At 32.1% G+C, this 15,116-nt stretch carries 12 protein-coding genes; 1 reads left to right on the forward strand and 11 read right to left on the reverse strand.

Annotated elements, in window-relative coordinates:
• Positions 1–2 precede the first annotated feature (2 nt).
• The 11 genes from FHG05_RS02005 to porU all read right to left on the reverse strand — a co-directional run bounded on the left by FHG05_RS02005 (position 3) and on the right by porU (position 13,177).
• Positions 3–1,061 carry a mannose-1-phosphate guanylyltransferase gene (locus FHG05_RS02005; protein WP_140996329.1) on the reverse strand — a complete coding sequence of 353 codons (1,059 nt, stop codon included), beginning with the start codon at positions 1,059–1,061 and terminating at the stop codon, positions 3–5.
• A gap of 140 nt (positions 1,062–1,201) precedes the next feature.
• Positions 1,202–1,804 (reverse strand): SprT-like domain-containing protein, encoded by a 603-nt coding sequence (locus tag FHG05_RS02010; protein WP_140996330.1) that lies wholly within the window; start codon positions 1,802–1,804, stop codon positions 1,202–1,204.
• Positions 1,805–1,806: 2 nt separating this feature from the next.
• Positions 1,807–2,364 (reverse strand): hypothetical protein, encoded by a 558-nt coding sequence (locus FHG05_RS02015; RefSeq protein WP_140996331.1) that lies wholly within the window; start codon positions 2,362–2,364, stop codon positions 1,807–1,809.
• Between the two features lie 16 nt (positions 2,365–2,380).
• Positions 2,381–3,061, reverse strand: coding sequence for an SDR family NAD(P)-dependent oxidoreductase (locus FHG05_RS02020; protein WP_140996332.1), 681 nt, complete (start codon positions 3,059–3,061; stop codon positions 2,381–2,383).
• The gene (locus FHG05_RS02025) at positions 3,061–4,044 is read right to left on the reverse strand and encodes a M20/M25/M40 family metallo-hydrolase (protein ID WP_140996333.1); all 984 of its coding nucleotides are present in this window, start codon (positions 4,042–4,044) and stop codon (positions 3,061–3,063) included. The genes FHG05_RS02020 and FHG05_RS02025 overlap by 1 nt, the downstream gene beginning before the upstream one ends.
• A gap of 73 nt (positions 4,045–4,117) precedes the next feature.
• A complete protein-coding gene (locus tag FHG05_RS02030) occupies positions 4,118–4,507 on the reverse strand; it encodes a DoxX family protein (protein WP_140996334.1) in 390 nt (129 codons plus the stop codon).
• Positions 4,508–4,650: 143 nt separating this feature from the next.
• A complete protein-coding gene (locus FHG05_RS02035; RefSeq protein ID WP_140996335.1) occupies positions 4,651–6,306 on the reverse strand; it encodes a pyruvate dehydrogenase complex dihydrolipoamide acetyltransferase in 1,656 nt (551 codons plus the stop codon).
• Between the two features lie 5 nt (positions 6,307–6,311).
• Positions 6,312–7,310 carry a pyruvate dehydrogenase (acetyl-transferring) E1 component subunit alpha gene (gene pdhA / locus FHG05_RS02040; protein WP_140996336.1) on the reverse strand — a complete coding sequence of 333 codons (999 nt, stop codon included), beginning with the start codon at positions 7,308–7,310 and terminating at the stop codon, positions 6,312–6,314.
• A gap of 163 nt (positions 7,311–7,473) precedes the next feature.
• Positions 7,474–7,956, reverse strand: coding sequence for a cytidine deaminase (gene cdd / locus FHG05_RS02045; RefSeq protein WP_140996337.1), 483 nt, complete (start codon positions 7,954–7,956; stop codon positions 7,474–7,476).
• A gap of 63 nt (positions 7,957–8,019) precedes the next feature.
• Entirely contained in the window at positions 8,020–9,231 is a 1,212-nt protein-coding gene (gene porV, locus FHG05_RS02050) for a type IX secretion system outer membrane channel protein PorV (RefSeq protein WP_140996338.1), read from the reverse strand.
• 37 nt (positions 9,232–9,268) lie between these two features.
• Positions 9,269–13,177 carry a type IX secretion system sortase PorU gene (gene porU / locus FHG05_RS02055; RefSeq protein WP_140996339.1) on the reverse strand — a complete coding sequence of 1,303 codons (3,909 nt, stop codon included), beginning with the start codon at positions 13,175–13,177 and terminating at the stop codon, positions 9,269–9,271.
• Positions 13,178–13,385: 208 nt separating this feature from the next.
• Between porU and gldJ the strand changes: the two genes are divergently transcribed.
• Entirely contained in the window at positions 13,386–15,080 is a 1,695-nt protein-coding gene (gldJ, locus tag FHG05_RS02060; RefSeq protein ID WP_140996340.1) for a gliding motility lipoprotein GldJ, read from the forward strand.
• The last annotated feature ends 36 nt before the right edge of the window (positions 15,081–15,116 follow it).

Raw genomic sequence — 15,116 nt, forward strand, 5'->3', positions numbered from 1 at the left:
TTTTATTGCAGTTTACTTACAATGCCTTTTATTTCTTGTTCTTTGCTTTTAGGATAAATTAACAGAGTATCGTTTTTATCCACAATAATATAATCATCTAAACCGTCAATAACCACTAATTTTTTTCCTTCAGCGCGAATTATATTATTTGATGCATTTTCCAAAACAACAGTTGCATTTACAATCGCATTATTATTTTCATCTTTCCCTAACTTTTCATGTAAAGAACCCCAAGTTCCTAAATCATTCCAATCAAATGTAGCTGGCAAGACATATACATTAGAAGCTTTTTCTAAAATGGCATAATCAATTGAAATATTCTCTGCTAAAGCATAATTCTGAGTAATGAATTCTTTTTCACTTGACGTATTATAACTTTCAAATCCCGACAAAAATAGTGCATTCATATCGGGTTGAAATTTTTCAAAAGCCTCGATAATGGAAGACACACTCCATATAAAAATACCACCATTCCATAAAAAATTCCCAGCGGCTAAAAATGCTTTAGCTGTTTCATAATCTGGTTTTTCTCTAAATTGAGAGACTTTTTTAACGGATGTTGCACTTGTTTTATCAAATTCTATATAACCAAAACCTGTATTAGGAAATGTAGGTTGAATTCCAAGCGTCATTAGTGCATTATTTGTTTCGCAATAATCAAACGATTGTTTCACGTTTTGCACAAAAGCATTTTCATCTTCAATCCAATGATCAGAAGGAGCCACAATAAGTAAAGCCTCTGGGTTTTGCTTCTTTATTTTCATAGAAGCATATAAAATACAAGGTGCTGTATTGCGCATCGCTGGTTCCAGTACAACTTGTTCTGGTTGCATAGTGGGCAATTGTTCTAAAACTAAAGCATTGTATTTTTCATTGGTTAGCACCAAAATATTTTCAGCGGGAATAAGTTTGCTTAATCTAGAAAAAGTCTTCTGAATTAAGGTTTCACCGGTTCCTAGCATGTCGTGAAATTGTTTTGGAAAATCGGTTGTACTTACTGGCCAAAAACGAGAACCTACTCCACCAGCCATTATTATTGCGTAATAATTATTGTTTTTCATAGTACCTAAAGGGTTCTTTTTATAACTTTAAATATACTTAAAAAAATAATGCTAAAGAATAGCAATACATAAATTAAATAAATTCTTGCAAAAATTGAAATTAAAATAGTAAAATCAAAACTTTAGCTTCATTTATAGTGTTAATTGGTAACCAATTCCACTTCTGCATTGGGTTGAAACAAAAAAATTCTTCCTGTTTGTAACTCTATACATTCATACCGTTTTACTCGCAGTGCAATTTTTTTAAAAACACGCCCGTTATGAATTCTGAAGTAAGAACCATATGGAATTTCAAAAATATAATTCTTATCTGTTTCTTTTGCATCATATTGTTTTAATGCCAATGATAAAGTAGCATCAGTATCGCTACTGGCTTTCGGATTTTTAAAATGGCGGGCTAACAATGGTAATAGTTGATTTGGGAAAATCTCAGGTCGGATATAAGGTAACATTAACTGTCTAAAAGTGAGTTTCCATTCATCTCCATGTGGTTTAATATACCTTCCAAATTTTTCAAAGGCAACTAAATGCGCAATTTCATGAATTAGAGTAATCAAAAAGCGGTATTTATTCAAATTGGCATTCACTGTAATTTGATGATAACCATTTGTATCCTTTCTATAATCACCATGACGTGTTACGCGTTCATTTACAATTTTTAAATGAACATGATTGTTTTTGATTAACTCAAAACAAGGTTGAACTGCGTGTTCTGGCAAATATTTTTGTAAAACGTCACTCAATTCTACTTCACTTTTATAATATCTAAATATTTCTTCTCATCTAATGCTATTAATGAGCTATCTTTTACAAACAAATATTTATTTGTAAACACTTTATCTACTTTTCTTGAATTATACTCCGATAAAAACAAAGTATCATTTACTATTTTAAATTTTCCACAAACAATTTCTTTATGTTCAATTTTAGAAATTACAAATGCAAAAGTTTCGTTTTTATATAGATAAATTTCATCTTTACTTTCTATATATACTAATTTCCCTCTATAAAATTCTTTTTTCCAAAAAAAGGGTTCTTCAACTTTTGAAAACCCGAATAAACTTAAAACTAAAAACAGTACTAATAAGACAAAAGGAATAAAATCAATTTTCTTTTTGAATTTTATATACCCATATAAATCTTTTATCAAAAGCACTAAAAAAATGACAAAAAATGCGCTAAAAGAAATAAAAAGCAACATTCCTTGTACCAATCCTAACGAATAATCACTAAAATGAAAATATTGTTTAGCACCAAAAAACAATAGCACGATTAATATTAAGTAGCTTTTTTTTCTATTCATTTCCTAACATTACAAATCAAGGCGTTGTAGATGAAACTTGCAATACTTTTCCGTTATAATATTTATTTCCCGTTAAGGCAAAATTACAAACATAATCAGCCATTTCCCTTGCCGAAAGCGGTGCTTGATAACCTGGAAAAGCTTCTTGTAGCATTTCTGTATTGACTGCTCCTAAAGCCAAAACATTAAAAGCAATACCTGTCTCTTTATATTCTTCCGCTAACAATTCAGAAAGTGTAATTACAGCACCTTTACTGGAACTGTAAGCTGCTAAACTTGGAAACTTCATACTTCCTTGAATACCTCCCATAGAACTAATCGTAATTACATGACTCCCTTTTGTTAAATAAGGAATACAAATGCGTGTTAAAGCTGCAACTGCAAAAACATTTACTTTGTAAACTTGCTCAAAATCTTCTGATGTTAATTCTGTAAAAGGTTTACCAATTAACAATCCTGCATTATGGATTAAAATATCCACTTGATTATTCCATGAATGCTCAACAAATGCTTTAACATGAAGTAATTCTTCTTCATTTGCAATATCGATACTTAAACAAGTTATATTTTGATTCTCAAGAAATGCTTTAGGTGTTTTTCTAGAAACAGCTAGGACTTGGTGCCCATTTTGAGCGAATTGCAACGCCATTTCATATCCAATTCCACGTGATGTTCCTGTAATGATAACTTTCTTCATTATTTGTTCATTTGAATTTCTTTAGTAGCAGCATTCATCATTTTTTCTAGAACAGGAATGGTTTTATTAATCACATTCGTCATATGTGCTGTGTCCATCAACTCAAATTCATCGTCTGGCTGGTGATAAAATTGAAAATTTTCAAAATCAAAAGTCGATACCGTTTGAGCTGGTATTTCAAATTCAGTATAGAAAGGATAATTATCCGAAGCTCTAAATAACTGATATTGTGTTTCAGCTGGAATATAGCCTATCAAATTTTCTTCCGCGTATTCATTCATCTTTTTTGCCATGTTACTTTTACCAAAACCTGTTAAGTACAACAACATATCTTCTCTATTCATTTTAACGCCAATCATTTCATAATTGAACATAAAATAAAGGTCTATATCTTGTTCTTTTAATTTTTTTGCTAAATGTTTGGATCCTAATAGTCCTTTTTCTTCTGCAGAAAAGAAAGCAAAAATAATACTTCTTTTATTCGTTTTATATTTGGCAAAATACTTTACAACTTCAGTTACAGCAGTTGTTCCAGAAGCATTATCATTGGCTCCATTTCCAATATCATCTCCATTTACTGCTTGTATTCTTCCAATATGGTCATAATGTGCTCCAATTACTACAAATTCATTTTTTAATTTTGGATCATTCCCTTCTATGTAACCTACCATGTTATACGCTGGCAAATCGTAGTTACTCAATGTATCTCTGTAGGTTTTAAAATAGGGCTTCACACCATTCTTTTTAAAGATACCCTCTAGAAAATAACTTGCTTTTTCAATTCCTGCACTTCCTGTATTACGTCCTTCTAAATCATCTGATGTTAAAAACTGTAATGTCTTAGCAACATCTTCTTGCTTTGCAACATATTTTGCACTTATAGTTGTGCTTTCAGAAATACTATTAGATTCACCTGAGACTGTTGACTTTGTACCATTACAAGCTAATAAAGCTAAGCTTATAAAAAAGCATATTTTTTTCATTCCTATTTTTATTTTCGTAAAAATAATAAAATCCCAGTAAAACTAGGATTTTAAAGTATAAGAATTGAAAAAATTATATTCGAAATTGTCGTAGTTTAACAAAGTCATTTTTGTAAAAATACACCAGTAACAAACAAGCCATAAATGTAAGTACAGCTAAAACAAATAAAGTTCCTCCATCATTTTGTACTTCAATACCTAAAAGCGTTAAATGAGAAAGAATAGCTCCAAACATGGTTAATACACCTAAAACTGCTCCTAAAAAAGTGGTTCTTGGTATTAAAATTAAAATAGAAGCAATGAGTTCAATAATTCCTGATGCAATTCTTCCAAAAGGTTCCGCATTTAAGGTTGAAAAAATATAGACACTTTCTGGAGCATCCGAAAATTTGAAATATAAAGTTTGCAATAAAATGATAACAGCAACTAATTTAAGAATCCAAATAAAAAGTGTTTTTTTCACAATAGTAGTATTTAATACTACAAAGATAAATTCGGAACTCTTGATGATGTGTTAGTTAGACAACTTATCATAATTTTAAAAATAAAAAGGCACTAAAATTTTTAGTGCCTTTTCTATATGGATTATAAATTTTACTAACTTAATTAAGCTAACATAGTCACAGGATTTTCCATAAACGCTTTAAACGTTTGTAAGAATTGAGCTCCTGTTGCTCCATCAACAGTTCTATGATCACATGCTAGCGTAACTGTCATGGTATTTCCAACAACAATTTGACCATTTTTAACTACTGGTTTTTCTACAATAGCTCCAACAGATAAAATGGCTGAATTAGGCTGATTAATAATCGATGTAAATGACTGAATACCAAACATACCTAAATTAGAAATAGTAAAAGTACTTCCTTCCATTTCAGCTGGTTGAATTTTTTTCACACGCGCTCTTCCTGCCATATCTTTTACATTGGCACCAATTTGAGTCAATGTCATTTGATCCGTAAATTTTAATACCGGAACAACCAAACCATCTTCAACAGCTACAGCAACACCAATGTTCACATGGTGATTTAAAATCATAGCATCTTCTTTCCATTGAGAATTTACTTGAGGATGTTTCTTTAATGCCATAGCACTTGCTTTAATGACCATATCATTAAAAGATACTTTTGTATCTGGAATACGATTAATCATTTCACGTGACGCGATTGCATTATCCATATCTAACTCGATAGTTAAATAATAATGTGGTGCTGTAAACTTAGATTCTGCTAATCTCTTCGCGATGACTTTACGCATTTGCGAATTTTTAACTTCTTCTTGGTACACTTCTCCAGCAGGCACAAATGGTTTTACAGCAGCTACTGTACTAGAAGCTTCTTTAACAGCATCTGTAGTAGTAGTTGCACTAACAGATGAATGAGCTGCACTTGGAGTAAAGTTTTCTACATCTGACTTCACAATTCTACCGTTTTCTCCTGAACCCTTAACATCTGACAAATTAATTCCTTTTTCTTCTGCTATTTTTTTAGCTAAAGGCGATGCAAAAATTCTACCATTAGAAGTAGATGAAGTATTTTGAGTTGTTGCCGTTTCAGATGCAGTTGTTGTTTTAACATCCTCTTTAACTTCCTCTTTTTTTGTACTGCTTGAATCAGTAGCTTTAGGATTAGCAACTACACCAGAAACATCTGTTCCAGCAGGTCCAAGAATCGCTAAAACACTATCAACTGGTGCTGATTCACCTTCTTGAACTCCAATATGTAATAAGGTTCCAGAATTAAAAGATTCAAATTCCATGGTAGCTTTATCTGTTTCGATTTCAGCTAAAATATCTCCTTCTTCAATTTTATCACCCACCTTTTTTAGCCAAGTAGCTACTGTTCCTTCCGTCATAGTATCACTTAGTCTTGGCATAGTAACTACAACTACACCTTCAGGCAATGTAGCACTTTCTTTAGATTCAGTAGTTTTAGCAGGAGCTTCTTCTTTTTTATCAACATCATTTGATGCTACTTCCGATTTTGATTCGTTTGTAGTATTTAAAACCTTAGATATATCTTCACCCTCATTACCAATAACCGCTAAAAGAGAATCAACAGCAGCAGTTTCTCCTTCATTAATACCAATATGCAATAGAGTTCCTGCATTAAAAGACTCAAATTCCATAGTAGCTTTATCAGTTTCAATTTCAGCTAAAATATCTCCTTCTTCAATTTTATCACCGACTTTTTTAAGCCATTTTGCCACGGTTCCTTCTGTCATTGTATCGCTTAAACGAGGCATTGTTATTACTGTTGCCATAGTGCTTATAATTTATGAGGTAAAAATGGATAATTTTCTTGTTCGTATACTACATCATACATTACATTCAAGTCTGGATACGGTGACTCTTCTGCGAATTGCTCACATTCACTAACCAAATCTCTTACTCGGTTATCAATTGCTTCAATTTCAGCTTCAGTAGCATAATTATTTTCTTTAATAATATCTAAAACTTGAGTTATAGGGTCTATCTTTTTGTATTCTTCTACTTCTTCTTTAGTTCTATAATGTTGCGCATCCGACATTGAGTGCCCTCTATAACGATACGTTTTCATTTCTAAAAAGGTAGGACCATCACCTCTTCTTGCTCTTTCAATCGCTTCATGCATCGCTTCAGCAACCTTGATAGGATTCATTCCATCAACAGGTCCACACGGCATTTCGTATCCTAAACCTAATTTCCAAATATCTGTATGATTGGCAGTTCTTTCCACTGAAGTACCCATGGCATAACCATTATTTTCAACAATAAAAACAACTGGTAATTTCCAATTCATAGCCATATTAAACGTTTCGTGTAAAGAACCTTGACGTGCCGCACCATCACCAAAATAAGTCATCGTAACACCTCCTGTTTCAAAATATTTATCAGCGAAAGCCAAACCAGCACCTAGAGGAATTTGACCTCCTACGATTCCGTGACCTCCATAAAAACCATGTTCTTTAGAAAAAATATGCATTGAACCACCTAAACCTTGAGAAGTTCCAGTTGCTTTACCTAAAAGCTCAGCCATAACTTTTCTAGGGTCAACGCCCATACCAATAGGCTGAACGTGATTACGATAAGCTGTAATCATTTTATCCTTAGACAAATCCATGGCATGTAAAGCACCTGCTAACACCGCTTCTTGTCCATTGTATAAATGTAGAAATCCTCTTACTTTTTGTTGAATGTAAAGCGCAGCAAGTTTATCTTCAAACTTTCTCCAAAATTGCATATCTTCATACCATTGTAGGTATACTTCTTTTGTTATTGGTTTCATTTGTTTATGAATTAAATTGGATTTTTTACAAAAAAAGATAAAAACTTAATTTGAAAAATTTTACAAAAAGCAAAAATACTACATAGAAGCTTATTGAAAAAATTAATTCTTATCAATTTTCTTTTATTTATTACGAATATGTTATTTTTTATCAACGAAATCGTTATAGATGCTTTTTCTCAAATAAAAAAGGTAATAAGTTTTTTAATGAATTAGAATGATACACTTTCCCTTTGGAACCCATAAAATAAATTTCAATATTAGAATCCTGTTTCATTTCGTATTCAGCGATAGATTGCCTACAAGAACCACATGGCGGAATAGGCTCTTCTAATTCTCTATCTTGTGGTGTTGCAGATATGAATAGTTTTAAAACTTTCGTGTCGGGATAATTTGCCCCTGCATAAAAAATAGCTACTCTTTCCGCACATAATCCTGAAGGATATGCTGCATTTTCTTGATTAGAACCTAAAATAATTTCACCATTCTCTAATAACAAAGCCGTCCCAACACTAAACTTAGAATAAGGAGCATAAGCTTTTTTTCTTGCTTCAATTGCCTGCAGCATCAATTGTTGATCTTGGTCTTTAAGTTCTTCTAAAGAATCATAAACAGAGAATGTAGTTGTAAATGTAATTTGCTTCATATATAAGGAAAAAAAATCCAAACTCGAATAGAATTTGGATACTTAATTTTTTATTTGTTATTATTATAATTCATCATAACCATCACCAAAATTAAATGATAGCGAAAATCGAAGTGTATTTTCTAATGGGTTCCTAACTTTTGATGCTGAGAACAAATAAGATACATCAATTTTAACAGCATTGTATTTAAATCCTGCTCCTAAAGTAAAATATTTCCTAGCTCCTTTAGTTTCACTTTCATGAAAATAACCTGTTCTCAAAGAAAATGAATCTTGATAAGCATATTCTGCACCTAAAGCATAGGTAAACTCTTTTAATTCTTCACTAAACCCATCCGGTGCATCTCCAAAAGATTTGAAAACTCCACTAACCCATCCTGTCTTTCTATAATCAATTATAGCATTGCTATTAGCAGTATCAGCATCAGCTTGAGAAATATCTCCTTCATCATCAAAATCTCCATCATTATTAGCATCTAATGCTTGCACTCTTGCTGGTGGTGTTGGCACCAATAATTTAGTAATTTCTGCAGAAACTGCTACTTTATTATATTCATCAAAAATAAAATCAAAACCAGCACCTAAACGCATATTAGAAGGAATAAAGTTAGAATTTTCTTCTAATTTATCATTATCATAGTTAATTTTTGGACCTAAATTTTGAAAATTAAACCCCGCTCTCCATCTTCCATTAAAATCATTGTAAGCAATTTCTTCAGATTGGTAATACCCTGCAATATCAACTGCAAAAGTAGTAGCTGCAGTAGCATCATTTCCTTCAGTAGCGATTTTTAAATTCGAACGAATAAACCTTCCACCTACAGCCATAGAAAAACGTTCACTTAATTTTAAGGCATAAGATCCGTCTAAAGCTAATTCATTAGGCGAAACAGTGTTTTGCAATTCTCCCTGTGCATTTGTTAACTGAATATCTCCCAATCCAAAAAAACGTAAAGATCCTGCAAAAGCACTTCTTTCATTAATTCTATTAAAATAAGTAACTTGACCTAAAGAAATATCATTGGCAATACTAGTTAAATAAGGTGTATAACTTAATGAAAAACCTTGCTTATCCAATGAAAAAGCATATTTGGCAGGATTGTGTTGTTGAGAAAAAGCATCAGTAGAAGTAGCAACTCCCATATCTCCCATACCAGCAGATCTAGCATCGGCAGCTATCAATAAAAAGGGAACTCCTGTAGTAATTACTCTTTCTTGGGCTTTTAAAAATTGGCTCGTTACTAATATAGTTAACAAAACTGCTATTTTCTTCATTCTTATTGTAAATTAATTAGACAAATATAATATTTTATTATAGTATTACAAGTTTCTCGTATTTTTCTGCCGAATTACCTGTAGAAGTTGAACGGACAGTTAACTTATACACATATACTCCTTTACCTATTTTATCACCAAAATCATCTTTCCCATCCCATTTTAAATCTCTACACAAAAAACCATCCGTCATTACTTGTTGATTAATTGTTTTGATTAGTTTTCCTGTAATGGTTAAAATTTGAACTTGAACATCTAAAGGCTCAAAAGGTCTGTTGTGGGTAAACCAAAATTCGGTATAACTCACAAATGGATTTGGATAATTAAGCACTCTTTCTAAAGTAATATTCTCACTACCACAAACAGCATTAAATTGAATTTCAACAGTAACTAAATTATTATAGACATCCCATGCTTTAAAAACAACTGTGTGCATTCCTAGCGACAAATCTCTAAATTGATATCGAATTTTACCTTTTGTAAAATCGTCGTTCTCGGTCTCATAATAATCATTTAAAACATATGGATTTGCCTCATCTCCGTCTAAAATTGCTACAATATCATGTCCAATCCCACTCGCCGTATTAATTCCATTTTCATCTTCTAAGAAAGCTAATAATATAGGAGAACAATTAGAAATACCTCCTGAAACAAAGCTCTCATCATTTAAATACAACCTAACCGTTGGAGGAGTGTTATCTGCAGGAGCATTTACATTTACTCCACCAACTAAAATATCCCTATTAAAACCTGTTTGATCTTCTAAAACCGGAGTATTTCGTTTTGCATAAAAGCTAATTTTCCCATTTCCAACTGGAATTTTAATATCCTGAGGCACCACAAAACTCAATTCAAAACTTCCATTTACCACTGAAGCATTCCCTCTAAAAATAGTTTCACCTAAAGTAATAAAATCCATTGTGATTAATTGACCCGCAGGAAAATATACTCCTTCTATAGTTGTACCACCTGGTGATGGGGAAACTATACCATTATTTCCCAAAGTACTTCTATCAATATCTTTATCAAATATCTGAACTGCTAAATCACCATTATAATTAGACAACAAAACATCATTTTGATCTTGAATCTGCCCTTTTATTTTCATCAAACTTAAAGCTTGAAAACTACCAGTAAATTGGTCAATTGGCGTATCATTAACTTCTGTCAACACAACTTTTGGTTTTGGTATAGCTAATTTTAAAGCTGGATCACCTATGTAAAAAACAACTCTTCTATTACTCGAAGTGCCTGGTTGAAGCTTCACCAATCGAAGCGCTTCAGCTATAGTGGGGTACTCATTGGAACCAAAAGCGTAAAGTCTTTCATTCAATAAATCATTCATCACCAAACCCGTAGTCACTCCAATCAATCTCGTTGTTGCAATCAAACTCACCGCACCTCCTTGCTCATTCCAATATAAATACTCTCCACCTGAAAAACGATTAGGATCGTCGAACCTTGTAAAATTACAAGTAATTGTTATAAAAAGCGGGTATCGATAAGGATTATATAAATTTTGAGCATCTAATTTTTCAAATAAACGCTCTCTAGCTAACGACTCTTCGTTTCCATGTCCTAAATAATTTATTACTAAAGCCCCCAATTGTAAGGCATCTAAAAAATCATTTTTTGCATCTGGATAGCGCTCACCCCCTGCAGCTACTTGCTGAACATAAGAATCAGTATGTATTTTTTTTACATTTACAAAGGGCTTAGCTGTTGTTAAATCATCTGCTAGCTTATCTAAAGTAAACTGCAATTGCGCATCTCCTTGTGAATCAGCATCATCAGAATAAATTATATAATTATTTCGCCATTTCCCGAAAGAAGCCTCGTCATGATAATCAATTACTTTATTCACCATCTGTTGTGCTTGTTGAACTGACGAAACAATCATTCTTCCTACGGCAATATCAATACCGTCAATTCCACTAGTCATTGGTCCTTCTGTATCATCCATCAAACCATAAAAATCGTCAGATATGAAAGCAGTAAAAAGCGACATATTAGAAGAATTATTTACTTCAGATGCATTTGGATTAAATCCATGAAAAGTAGGAACAATATTTGTATTATTTGAAATTCTATCCTTATAATCATAAGACGCATCTCCAAAAAGATTCACATATTTAACTCTTCGTGATGGATCAGAGCCATTCCAATATACATATTTAATAAAATTGCGAATAGCTGCTACATCTTGTTTACCAGAGCTAAATTCTTGATAAATGGATTCCAAACTAACCACCTTAACCACTAACCCAGAATAACTTCTATGAAAGTTAGCCAAACGTTCTGCTTGATTAACTAAAAAACCAGGCGCAATAATTAAATAATCGATATCTTGAAAATTACCTTGATGATCATTAAAAATTACCCCTTTTAAATTCTGATTATAAACCGTCGTTATTGTTTCTTTTAACGGAGTATAAAAATCAGATTCATCAACAGCAACATATTTTTTTTGATTTCCAAGATACACTTTAAATGAAAAATTAGACTGATTGGAATTCACATAACTAACAGTATTGTATATATCCGAAACATCCCAAACTTGACTTATAGATGTGGCATTTGAAATCGTATATTGACCTGTACCAATGTTATTTTCTTGCTCCTTATTATAAAAAACAAATTGCTTACCAAAACCTTGCAAATTTCTTTTAGATTTCAGCATAATAAAATCAAGATAACCATTAGAAGAAGGAACACCTCCATTATTATATTGCAAGCTTATTGTTAAAGCAGAAGAACCTTGAGTTGTTGCATTCAATACATTTTCAAAACCTTCTGCTGTGCTACTTGATTGTAATGCAGGAAAACCAACATTCCCTAAAGATTGATTATTGGCTCTAATTTCAAAAGATGTATTCCCAAAAGAAACGGAAGCCATATTAATCTTAACAGAAATTGGAACAGTCGTATCAATATTAGGAATTGAAAATTCAAAACTTTGAGAGTTATTCACATTAAATTGCTCACCAAACCATCTTCTACCTACTTTTGCCACATTCACTAAATCCTTTTCATATATAATTGTATCATCATAATTTGTAAAGTTTAATGTAGGGGAATTTGTAGGCTCGGATGCAGGAATAATCCTTTTACCTTGTCCGCCACCAGTAGTAACATAATAATATGATTTGTCTGAGAAAAGATTGTTTTTAGTTAAACTTTCTGTATTCCAATTATCAACCCCTTCAGCATAAAACAGAATATAATCGGTATCATTAAAAACACCATCTTCTTCTCCTACAAACTGAATAGCATTCTCAACAATATCATCAGGGTAAGGCGTACTATTTAACAATGGAAGCATTCGACCACCATTCCCATAAATTTTAATAGTTCGCGGATCAACAGAAACATCCACACCTAAACTTTGAAGAAAAGATTTAGACACTTTATAAACCCCAGAATTTTCAACATAAAAACGAAACCAATTCCCAGAAGCGAATACAGAATTTGTAATATTTCTTCTATTCGTAAAACGAGAACCAATTGATTTATAAGAATAACTATAATTTAATGAAACTACCTTCTTATAACCATTACCATCTTTAATAATAGGTGAAAATGTAAACAATGAAACCACTTGATCTTTAGCATAGAAAGATTCAATTTTTGGCTCTATAGTTGTAGGTATTTTTCCCTTATTCAAATTAAACAAATCTTGTTCAGATATAGTTTGAAAAGAAATATTTGTAATTTTTAAGGAATTTTCATCAATAAGCTGAGAAATTAAATCTTCTTTTTTAAAGAAAATTTGTTCATCCCCTAAATCTAAAGAAAAATACAACCCTTCAAAACTTGGATATTTAAAAACCAAATTCTCATTTGAGAATACTCCTCCTGCATTCCAATTTAAACTAATCGAATTTGTGTTTTGCGCAGTCAACACTGTGCTAATCAACAGAAAAAAATATATAATTTTCTTTTTCATTAGAAGAATAACGTAATTTGTAATTTAATATTACAAAGAGAAATAAAAAAAATTAAATATCGACTAATGCACAATAAAAAAAGAAATTATTCGTTGTAATTAAGCAATTTTAACATAAAATTAATTTTTTTTACATTTTTTAAAAATCATGTTGCAAATTAACACATAATTACTATCTTGCGACACTAAATTTATTACCTACTAGAGTATGAAAATTAAGCAAATTATGACTTTGAAGGCGTTATTGATGTTGTCGATAACTATTGGTTTGAGCAGTTGTAGCAAAAGTTCTAACACAAAAGGAGCCTCAAGAGCTACTGGATGGAAGATTAACGACAAAAATGGTGGCTTCCAACACAATTCTAAGTTTACCAAACAAGAGACCCCTCCTGGAATGGTCCCGGTTGAAGGTGGAACTTTTACTATGGGTAAAGTACAAGATGATGTAATGCATGACTGGAACAATTCTCCAAGTCAACAACACATTCAATCTTTTTATATGGATGAAACTGAGGTAACTAATTTAATGTATACAGAATACTTATTTTGGTTAAAAACAGTTTTCCCTCCAACAGAAGAAAATTACAAAAACATTTATACAGGAGCTATTCCTGACACATTAGTTTGGAGAAACCGTTTAGGTTACAACGAAACTATGACTAACAATTACTTAAGACATCCTGCTTATGCAGAATATCCAGTGGTTGGTGTTAACTGGATTCAAGCGGTTGAATTTAGCAAATGGAGAACGGATCGTGTTAACGAAAACATGCTTGAAAAAAATGGATATCTTAAAAAAGATTCAAAAGTTAAATTAGGTTCTGAAGTAACAGCTGAGTCAACTTTCAGTACTGACACTTATTTATCAGCTCCAACAAAAACTTTTGGAGGTAATGAAGATATTCTTTTAAAAAGAGAAATGAATGGAGGAAGAAGAGAAGTTGCTGACACCGCTAAAAACGTGTATGCTCAAATTAACTCTGGTATCATTCTTCCTGAATATAGACTTCCAACTGAAGCGGAATGGGAATATGCTGCTAGTGCTTTAGTAGGAAACAGAGAGTTCAACATCTATAAAGGTCAGAAAAAATATCCATGGAATGGTCAATATACACGTTCTGGTTCAAGACAACAAAGAGGAGATCAATTGGCTAACTTCAAACAAGGAAGAGGAGATTATGGTGGAATTGCTGGATGGAGTGATGATGGCGCGGATATTACTAACAAAGTGAAAAGCTACCCTGCTAACGACTTTGGTCTTTATGATATGGCTGGTAACGTTGCTGAGTGGGTTGCTGACGTTTACAGACCTGTTGTAGATGATGAAGCAAATGATTTCAACTATTATAGAGGTAACGTTTACATGAAAAACAAAATTGGTGAAGACGGTATCGTAGAAGTTGTAACTGCTGAAAACATCAAATATGACACTTTAAGTAATGGTAAAATTTTAGCAAGAAACTTCCCTGGACAAGTTGCTCAAGTTCCTGTTGATGACAATGAGACTTACTTAAGACAAAACTTCTCAACTTCTGACAATAGAGACTACAGAGATGGAGACAAACCTTCAACTAGATTCTTTGACTTTGGTTCTGAAGAAGACGGAGAAGATAATGCTAAAAGAATGTATGAATCACCTAAACACACTATTTCTGTTGATAGTGCATCTGGTGAATTATCTAAAAAATATGATAAATCAGACAAAAGAACAACTTTAGTAAATAATGAAGTACGTGTTTACAAAGGAGGTTCTTGGAGAGATAGAGCATATTGGTTAGATCCTGCGTCTAGAAGATATTTCCCACAAGATATGGCTACTGATTACATTGGATTTAGAAATGCAATGTCAAAAGTTGGACCAAAATCAAACAAGAAAACACCTAGAGGTAATCCAAAATTCTAAAAAAAATTAATTTTCATATCTATAAAAGCCCATTTT

This window comes from Flavobacterium profundi (genome assembly GCF_006491645.1).
GTDB classification, from domain to species: domain Bacteria; phylum Bacteroidota; class Bacteroidia; order Flavobacteriales; family Flavobacteriaceae; genus Flavobacterium; species Flavobacterium profundi.

Bases quoted from the DNA above. Each gene is read 5' to 3' on its own strand.
- pdhA (WP_140996336.1), bottom strand. From the start codon at position 7,310: ATGAAACCAATAACAAAAGAAGTATACCTACAATGGTATGAAGATATG.
- FHG05_RS02005 (WP_140996329.1), bottom strand. From the start codon at position 1,061: ATGAAAAACAATAATTATTACGCAATAATAATGGCTGGTGGAGTAGGT.
- cdd (WP_140996337.1), bottom strand. From the start codon at position 7,956: ATGAAGCAAATTACATTTACAACTACATTCTCTGTTTATGATTCTTTA.
- FHG05_RS02015 (WP_140996331.1), bottom strand. From the start codon at position 2,364: ATGAATAGAAAAAAAAGCTACTTAATATTAATCGTGCTATTGTTTTTT.
- porV (WP_140996338.1), bottom strand. From the start codon at position 9,231: ATGAAGAAAATAGCAGTTTTGTTAACTATATTAGTAACGAGCCAATTT.
- FHG05_RS02035 (WP_140996335.1), bottom strand. From the start codon at position 6,306: ATGGCAACAGTAATAACAATGCCTCGTTTAAGCGATACAATGACAGAA.
- porU (WP_140996339.1), bottom strand. From the start codon at position 13,177: ATGAAAAAGAAAATTATATATTTTTTTCTGTTGATTAGCACAGTGTTG.
- FHG05_RS02020 (WP_140996332.1), bottom strand. From the start codon at position 3,061: ATGAAGAAAGTTATCATTACAGGAACATCACGTGGAATTGGATATGAA.
- FHG05_RS02025 (WP_140996333.1), bottom strand. From the start codon at position 4,044: ATGAAAAAAATATGCTTTTTTATAAGCTTAGCTTTATTAGCTTGTAAT.
- gldJ (WP_140996340.1), top strand. From the start codon at position 13,386: ATGAAAATTAAGCAAATTATGACTTTGAAGGCGTTATTGATGTTGTCG.